Below are 782 nucleotides of genomic sequence, written 5' to 3' on the forward strand. Positions count from 1 at the left end.
ACACGGGAAGGGCAGCTCCAGGTTGAGCTGGTCCGGATCGGGTTGTGCCATCACATGCAGGGCCGGGCGCAGCGCGGTCGCCAACATCTTGGCGGCCAAGGCCGTCGGGTCGACCCCGCTGCTCGGCGCCGACCGGGTGGTCGCCGAACTCGGCGACGGCTACGCCGCGCTGCGCCCGGCCCTGCATGTGATGGCACAACCCGATCCGGACCAGCTCAACCTGGAGCTGCCCTTCCCGTGTGCGTGGGTGTCGGCCTGGTCGCGCCACGACGGGGTCCAACCATTACGGCATTCGCTGGTGGTCACCGCGATCACCGGCGACGAGGCGCTGATCGACGATCTGATCGCCGAGCCGACCGTCGGCAACGTCTACTGCGGCCACCACCCCACGTGGTGGCACGCCCCGCACATTCCGCACGACGGATTCCTGGCCGATGCCCTGATGCGCAACAAGGGCTTCATCAGGGACTAGCCAGGAACCCCGGGCAGGCGGTTACTCTCCGAAGCTGCCACGCGGCGACGCGACCGCCGTTGCGGCCGGGCCGTCCAGGGCCAGGTGGCTGGAGGCAAACGAGACTCCCTTGTCGATCATCGCGCTGTCGTCGGCGTAGGTGTCGTGCGCGGCGAAATTCATCCCGTCGGAACAGACCGGGTCCTCGGTGGCGCACACCTTGATGGTCTTGTCCTGATACGCCGGGCCGATCACCACGGGCGGTTCGTTGAGGAAGTTCATCGCCCGCACGTTGGGCATGCCGAACAGCACCACCGAGGAGACGTGGTTG

General features: G+C 67.8%; 1 protein-coding gene and 1 pseudogene. One reads left to right on the forward strand and one right to left on the reverse strand.

The genetic code is table 11. The annotated features are described in order from the left end of the window. Positions 1-76: 76 nt before the first annotated feature. Positions 77-472 (forward strand): annotated as a pseudogene (locus A5646_RS16920) (aldehyde dehydrogenase); the annotation flags it as partial. A gap of 21 nt (positions 473-493) precedes the next feature. Here the strand turns inward: A5646_RS16920 and A5646_RS16925 are convergent. Beyond that, positions 494-782: cutinase family protein (locus A5646_RS16925; RefSeq protein WP_156765630.1), on the reverse strand; the 289-nt coding region annotated here is incomplete at its 5' end.

Source organism: Mycobacterium sp. 1245499.0, assembly GCF_001673615.1.
Classification (GTDB): Bacteria; Actinomycetota; Actinomycetes; order Mycobacteriales; family Mycobacteriaceae; genus Mycobacterium; species Mycobacterium europaeum_A.